Origin of the sequence: Campylobacter anatolicus (assembly GCF_018145655.1) — a bacterium.
Taxonomy (GTDB): domain Bacteria; phylum Campylobacterota; class Campylobacteria; order Campylobacterales; family Campylobacteraceae; genus Campylobacter_A; species Campylobacter_A anatolicus.
Window position 1 is genome coordinate 599,974 of sequence record NZ_JAGSSY010000001.1, and the last position, 6,607, is coordinate 606,580.

Consider the following 6,607-nt stretch of genomic DNA (forward strand, 5'->3'; position numbering starts at 1 on the left):
TTTAGCCCTCTTTTGTTATAGTTTGTAGTGCTGCTTTTTCAATGATTACTGAGCTAAATACTGAAACAAGATAAGCATTTACTTCATTTGCATCAACAACGTAGCAGTTTGCTAAATTTCTAAAAGCAAGTAGCGTTTTATCATCAAGCAAGTCTTTAACGATTAGAGCATCCCTTAAATTTAAAGCCTTCATAACTTGTGTTGCATCTTTGGTTTTACCAGACTCTATCGCTATACTATCAACCGCAAAAAGCTTTCCAGCCTCAGCTTTTTGAGCCAAAGCACACTCAAGAGCAAGTCTTTTTTGCTTTTTATTAACTTTTTGAAAGTAGTTTTTATCATTTGTTGGACCAAAAGCAACAGCACCACCCACCCATACGTTAGTTCTGGTTGAGCCAGCACGAGCACCGCCACGTCCCTTTTGTCTCCAAGGTTTTTTGCCACCACCGCTTACAAATGCACGAGACTTTGTATGAGCTGTGTTTGATCTAATACCAGCCAAATAAGACTTAACATACAGATAAAGGTTGTGAGGATTTACTTCAGCGTAACTTGCTGGAAGTGATATCTCATCTGCTTTTTCAAATTTATCGTTTAATACACAAATTTTACTCATTTTACTATCCTTATTCTACCCATCGCACCATTATGACCTGGGACGCAACCTTTCACTACGATTATGCCGTTATCTGCGTCATAGCTTACTAGCTCGTTTTTAACGGTAACTTTTTCATTACCCATATGTCCTGCCATCTTCATACCCGGCTGAACACGTCCTGGCCATTCGCAGTTACCTATTGAGCCGTGGCGTCTGTGAAAACGTGAGCCGTGGCTTGCTGGACCGCCACCAAATCCGTGTCTTTTAACAACACCTTGATAACCGCGACCTTTTGAATTAAAGCTGATTTTTAATACTTTAGCCTCGCTCAAAGGTGTGAAATCAAGTGCCCCCACCTCGGTATTTGCCACATCAAGTGTTGCAAATTTATTAAACTCGCTGCTTAGGTTGTATTTCTTTTGCTGACCTGCTATAGCTTTGTTATTAGCTTTTGTACTAGCATAAGCAACGATAGCACGTTTATTTTCATCAACTTCGCAAACTTTAGCATCTATGAGTTTTAGTAGCGTAACTGGTGTGCTGTGTGTAGATATTGTTCTACTCATACCTATTTTTTCTACAATATATTCCATACTCTATCCTTTTGCTTACTTCATCGCACGAACTTCGACATTTACCTCAGGGGCAAGGTCAAGTTTGGTTAGACTATCTACTGTTTCTGGAGTAGCTGCTACGATGTCAAGCATACGAGCGTGTATTCTCATCTCAAACTGTTCACGTGAGTCTTTGTTGATGTGTGGAGATTTTAAGACAGTGTAACGTTTGATCTTAGTAGGCATTGGCACTGGACCGCGAACGTCCGCACCAGTTCGTTTGACAGCTTCTACAATTGCTGCAACTGTGCGATCTAGAACTCTATGGTCATAAGCTTTTAGCTTAAGCCTGATTCTTTCCATATTTTTTCCTTTAATAAAGAACTTGTCGCAAACTCGCGACCTCTTTTACATAACTTCACTCGCATAGGATTTGAAAAAATCTTACGAGCAGACATAAGTCTTGCGTAAAGAGAAAGGGATTTTACTAAAAAGACTTTTTTTTGTCAAGAATTTAGCCATTTTTGGCTATAAATTTATATATTTATTTCCTTTTAAAAAGGAAATAAATATAAGTATGCATAAATTTAATTAAACAAAGTTGGCATCTTTAAAAGATAAAATTTACTTAATTGACTATGTTATAAACAATTTAAAAATAAAACTGCAGCTATCTTAATAAGCTATAAATTTAATCCTTATAGCAAAAACTCTAAATATCTTATCTGTGGTTGCCTGAGCTTAGAAGCGACAAAGATGTAACGCTTCTAAGCCCTATTTGGTTTTTAAAAAGGCTATCGATTGTTATTGGGTCTGAGGCAAAAAGAGACAAGGCGGTTATAGTTAAAATGCTTAGTTGTTTTTTCAAAGTTTGCGTCCTTTTATTGACTTGTTGTTATAACACTTATACTTTCAAATATATTTTATTTTCAGCAATGGTTTTTAGTATATCAAATGTATTTTTACCACTATCAAATTCTCTTTTTATAAATTCGTAAAATTTTTGAAGTTCACTTGTGGCTTTATCTTTATAAGTAGTGCTATTTTTGATAGCTTGAAGCAGAGTGAATTTATCCTTACTTTTGTCTGCATTATTTTGATCACCCTGCTGCTCTTGGAGCTCTTTTAAGATAGCAAGGGCTTTACTAGCATCATCATCTTTTAGCGTTAGACCAAAGCGTTCTTCTAAGGTATGCTGCGCCCATTTTACTTTAAAATCATCAATACTTAAATCACTATCAAGCAAATTTATGCTTTTTGAGTTACTAAAGACAACACTAGCTACACTTGGGTCAAAATTTTTAGCAAATTCATCAACGCTAAAAAAATCATCTCTTACGAATTTTAGTTTGTTATTAGAAAAGCCACTTTTGTTTAAAGTTGGTAAATGCTCAATCGCTAAACCACCACTTTCATCAATGAACTTTTTTAATTCATCAATTTTATCAGTGCCAAAATCATGGTCATAACCCATCAATTTACCCCAAATGCTAACCTTTTGGTCTTTTGTGTAGCCAGTAAGAGTGTAGCCTTGTACTACTTCAATTCTTGCTTGGTCTTTTTATATAAACTAGCAAATTCTGCAAATGTAATGCCATTAACATCCTTAAAACTCTTTTGTGAAGTATTAAGATCAAAACCAATGGCAGATGATGTTATACTATTTAATTGCATTTTTATCACCTTAAATTATTAATATCTGATTCTAAACGATCTTTTGTTGCCTGCCTAAGCTCCTTTATAATGGTGTTTTCAAAACTAAAGCTAGATGATATAGGGTGTACCGAGCCACCAAATACCTGATTCATCTTAGTATTGTTTAAACGCTTAACTCCCATATCATTATCACTTAATGCTCCGCCTGTCACTTTAGATAAAAAATCTGTAGCATCTGCACTTATTGTTAGTAAAATACTTACTAGTAAAACCTTAAAAAGCTTTAACATTGGCATATCATTTTATAAAAAATTTCTAATACACAATTATATTATAATTTTTTTATAAAAATGGTTTATCTTAAATTTATTTTTATTATAAAATGACTAACATCTTGCTTATTTAAAAATTCTGCAAATACTTAACCGTTTCAAAGTCATATTGATTTTATAGCCATCATTTTCATTTTTTTAAACCAACAAAAGTTTTATTTGTTTCTCTATTTTTACAAATTTTTCTAACTAAAAGCCAAACAAAGCGTATTTTTCAAAAATGATTAAGAGAGATAAAGACCATCTTGTGAGTCTATGCAGTATTTTATTTCAATTTTGATTTAATGATTATAGAATATAAAGCTGACTTGCAAATGAGTATAAAAATGTTATAATAATGTCATAATGTAAAAAAGGTAAAGAAAAAATGATGAAATTAAATTTGGCAAAAAATGAATTCGTCTGTCGCTATGTGCTTGTATTAAACTTCATTGAATTTAAATTTTTTATTTAATGAATAAGATTTTTATTTTATTTCTTTTATTTACCTGCTTATTTTCCCAAGATGATATAAACCAAAGGGAGTTTAAAAACGAACAAGAGCGTATAAAACATCTTCAAGATAGTATTCCAAAATCAAATATAAATTTGCAATCAAAAAATAGCAGTGAAACTTTATCCATCATACACGAAACACCTTGCTTTGAGATAGACAGTATCGTGCTTGATGATAAGATAGAGACTAAATTTCAAAGCTACTTATTGGATGCTTTAAATAAAGTAGGCTTTCAAGCAGGTAGCTGCCTTGGAGAAAGAAGTATAAATACCATAATCTCATCAATCAATAACGAGATCATCTCAAATGGCTTTATCACAAGCTTTGTAAGCATAAAGCCACTTAATCTAAAATCAAAAAAGATAGAACTATCCTTAAATCTTGGCAAGATAGATAAAATTTCGATCAATAATAAGCTCAATCAAAGAGAAAAAGCCATGCTATTTAGTGCATTTGGCGAGTTAGAGCACAATAAAACACTAAACATAAGAAATATCGAGCAAGCTCTTGAAAATATATCAAATGCTACTTTGGGCGATGTTGGCGTATCTTTAGCTCCAGCAAACACTCTAAATTCAACCGATGTGCTTATCACAAGAGACCAAAGGGCTCTGCCACTAATGTTTAATATCAACCTAGATAATTACGGTAGCAAAGAGACTGGCAAATATCAAGGCACAATCGGAGCAAGTGCTGTAAATTTGTTAGGGTTTAATGAAATTTATACTATAAGTTTAGGTAAGGCCATATTTAACACAGAAAAGACAAGTCTAAATCACGATAGCCAAAAAGGAAATTCACACAACCATTATCTAAATTTTAGTATTCCATTTGGCTACTTTGATCTAAGCTACACAAACTCACGTTACTCTTATAGCCAAATCATACTTGGTGCAAACCAGCTTTATGAGTATAAAGGTAATTCAAAAAGTCAAATTCTTGAACTTAGCTATCTATTGCACAGGAGCCAAAACACAAAAAACATAGCATTTATAAATTTATTCAGACGCGATAGTAAAAACTATATAGAAGAATTTGAGCTAAAAAACCAAAGAAGGGTTACAGCCGGATATGAGATAGGCATAAAATCACAGCTAAACCTAACAAACTCGCAACTAAACACTCAAATATCATACAAGCGTGGCACTGGCATATTGGGTGCTTTACCAGCTCCAGAAGAGCAGCTAAGCGAGGGTTCGTCCAGAATGAAAATTTGGTTGCTTGATGTAGGATATAAAGTAAAACTAGCCGACAATATAATCTATGACGCAATGCTTTATGCTCAATACAACAAAACCCCGCTAACCATACAAGATAGACTAAGCGTTGGTGGCATTTATAGTGTTAGAGGATTTGACGGGCAGATGAGCTTGGTAGGACAAAAGGGCTTATATCTAAGAAATACGTTAGCATATAAATATATAAATAACCACTTTATATATTTAGCACTTGATGGCGGTGCAGTGTATAGCACTACATCAGAATACAGCGGTTCAAACAAAATAGCTGGAACTGGGCTTGGTATAAAAGGAGATTTTACTTTACTGGGGCAAACGTTAAAATATGATTTATTGGCTTCAACTCCTATATATAAACCACAATATTTCAAGACAGACAAAGTTAATATTAGTTTTAGAGTTGGGTTCTCGTGGTAAGTTGATTTGATTTGTTTGATTGCTTTGTCTATTTGCAATTTGATCTTTCTTATGTCATTTAATGGCGTTTTTAATTAAATTTAAATTTGAATTACTTATAAATTTACTATATTGCTTTATGTTTTATCTCTGATAAATCCTATGTTTTAGTTTTATGGTGGGTGGTGAATTCGGCTATATCTTTAATTCTCATCTCTTATTCTTGTATAAATGGTGCTAGTGCAAATGGAGCAGATGGGATTAGTAGTGCCACTTTGCTTAATCTTTAAAAAGAGAAAACCCACTCTTGTCTGTGTTTACAATGCTCTTTACCTGATAGTATAATCCACTCTTGCACTACTTCTGGTTTATCATCTCTATTTGTTAAAAATCCATAGACACAACCTTCAGGATTGCTTCTAACTATATATATATATCTATTCTCATCATAGATTTCTCTAAATTTAGAGTTCATCAATGGAATAAAAGATTTTCCTATACTGATATCATTATTTTTTTTAAAAACCTCATAAGTTGCAGGACCTATATAGCAACCACCTAGCACAATCAGTATACTTGCTGATAAAACAATGTCTTTAACTCTCATCTTCTCTCCTTTATTTTATTAATAGTTTCATCTCTTATGTTTTTATTTTGTTTCTTTAAATCTTTATATATATGAATACTAGGCATATTATCTTGTATAAATGGTGCTAGTGCAAATGGAGCAGATGGGATTAGTAGTGCTCCACTTACTAATGTACCGGTAAAGAAGTCATTTACCTTTAAGTAGGTATTACCCCCGATATTTTGATAATTCCAGCTAGAGAGAAAATCATGTGGACCTGCAAAGCTCTCAAGTGTATGATCAAATAAAGAGCCTTTATCATAGTGATGACCAAGCACTAATCTCTCTCCAGTTTGTAAGCCACCAAATGGGGCTTCGATTTTTAGTTCTGTAAGCACTCCATCTTTATCATAATACTTCTTAAAATGACTCCCTGCTAACTTAACCCCATCTCCTCTAACTCCAACACTTTGAGTATCTTTAGATACTATCTCACCACTCTTACCTGCATAATCATAATTATCCTTTACATACTTTCTCATCTGTAGTGCACTATCACTTAATACAGATATTATAGCTCCTGCTAAAAAGCCATCTTTAAACTCTCCACCTTTTATCTTAGAGCTTATCCCTTGTCCTATACCATTTATACTAGCATTTTTTGCATAATCTAGTGCACTCATATCTTGTTTTAAGCCATTTGTTCCAAAGGTGAAATTAGCATAAGATAATACACCAGCTGTTAGCATATTTGTTGCTAATGAGCTTA

At 33.3% G+C, this 6,607-nt stretch carries 9 protein-coding genes and 1 pseudogene; 1 reads left to right on the forward strand and 9 read right to left on the reverse strand.

Annotation, left to right across the window (positions count from 1 at the left end; genetic code table 11):
- Position 1: 1 nt before the first annotated feature.
- The 7 genes and pseudogenes from rplD to KDE13_RS03115 form a co-directional block, all read right to left on the reverse strand.
- Positions 2 to 616, reverse strand: a complete 615-nt coding sequence (gene rplD, locus KDE13_RS03085) for a 50S ribosomal protein L4 (protein WP_212139874.1) — start codon at positions 614 to 616, stop codon at positions 2 to 4.
- Positions 613 to 1,191, reverse strand: a complete 579-nt coding sequence (gene rplC / locus KDE13_RS03090) for a 50S ribosomal protein L3 (protein ID WP_212139873.1) — start codon at positions 1,189 to 1,191, stop codon at positions 613 to 615. The genes rplD and rplC overlap by 4 nt, the downstream gene beginning before the upstream one ends.
- 15 nt (positions 1,192 to 1,206) lie before the next feature.
- Positions 1,207 to 1,515 (reverse strand): 30S ribosomal protein S10, encoded by a 309-nt coding sequence (rpsJ, locus tag KDE13_RS03095; RefSeq protein ID WP_009295257.1) that lies wholly within the window; start codon positions 1,513 to 1,515, stop codon positions 1,207 to 1,209.
- A 367-nt stretch (positions 1,516 to 1,882) separates the two neighbouring features.
- A pseudogene (locus tag KDE13_RS03100) lies at positions 1,883 to 2,020 on the reverse strand (hypothetical protein); the annotation flags it as partial.
- Between the two features lie 36 nt (positions 2,021 to 2,056).
- A complete protein-coding gene (locus KDE13_RS03105) occupies positions 2,057 to 2,626 on the reverse strand; it encodes a hypothetical protein (RefSeq protein ID WP_212142809.1) in 570 nt (189 codons plus the stop codon).
- Between the two features lie 62 nt (positions 2,627 to 2,688).
- Positions 2,689 to 2,826, reverse strand: coding sequence for a hypothetical protein (locus KDE13_RS03110; RefSeq protein WP_212142476.1), 138 nt, complete (start codon positions 2,824 to 2,826; stop codon positions 2,689 to 2,691).
- Positions 2,827 to 2,831: 5 nt separating this feature from the next.
- A complete protein-coding gene (locus tag KDE13_RS03115; RefSeq protein WP_212142810.1) occupies positions 2,832 to 3,098 on the reverse strand; it encodes a hypothetical protein in 267 nt (88 codons plus the stop codon).
- 495 nt (positions 3,099 to 3,593) lie between these two features.
- On the opposite strand from KDE13_RS03115, the gene KDE13_RS03120 reads away from it, so the two are divergent.
- Entirely contained in the window at positions 3,594 to 5,291 is a 1,698-nt protein-coding gene (locus tag KDE13_RS03120) for a ShlB/FhaC/HecB family hemolysin secretion/activation protein (RefSeq protein WP_212142811.1), read from the forward strand.
- 265 nt (positions 5,292 to 5,556) lie between these two features.
- Here KDE13_RS03120 and KDE13_RS03125 read toward each other — a convergent pair whose 3' ends face one another.
- Positions 5,557 to 5,877, reverse strand: a complete 321-nt coding sequence (locus KDE13_RS03125; protein WP_212142812.1) for a hypothetical protein — start codon at positions 5,875 to 5,877, stop codon at positions 5,557 to 5,559.
- The coding region (locus KDE13_RS03130) for a hypothetical protein (protein ID WP_212142813.1) at positions 5,874 to 6,607 on the reverse strand (734 nt) is incomplete at its 5' end. The genes KDE13_RS03125 and KDE13_RS03130, both read right to left, overlap by 4 nt.

Bases quoted from the DNA above. Each gene is read 5' to 3' on its own strand.
- rplD (WP_212139874.1), bottom strand. From the start codon at position 616: ATGAGTAAAATTTGTGTATTAAACGATAAATTTGAAAAAGCAGATGAG.
- rplC (WP_212139873.1), bottom strand. From the start codon at position 1,191: ATGGAATATATTGTAGAAAAAATAGGTATGAGTAGAACAATATCTACA.
- rpsJ (WP_009295257.1), bottom strand. From the start codon at position 1,515: ATGGAAAGAATCAGGCTTAAGCTAAAAGCTTATGACCATAGAGTTCTA.
- KDE13_RS03105 (WP_212142809.1), bottom strand. From the start codon at position 2,626: ATGGGTTATGACCATGATTTTGGCACTGATAAAATTGATGAATTAAAA.
- KDE13_RS03110 (WP_212142476.1), bottom strand. From the start codon at position 2,826: ATGCAATTAAATAGTATAACATCATCTGCCATTGGTTTTGATCTTAAT.
- KDE13_RS03115 (WP_212142810.1), bottom strand. From the start codon at position 3,098: ATGTTAAAGCTTTTTAAGGTTTTACTAGTAAGTATTTTACTAACAATA.
- KDE13_RS03120 (WP_212142811.1), top strand. From the start codon at position 3,594: ATGAATAAGATTTTTATTTTATTTCTTTTATTTACCTGCTTATTTTCC.
- KDE13_RS03125 (WP_212142812.1), bottom strand. From the start codon at position 5,877: ATGAGAGTTAAAGACATTGTTTTATCAGCAAGTATACTGATTGTGCTA.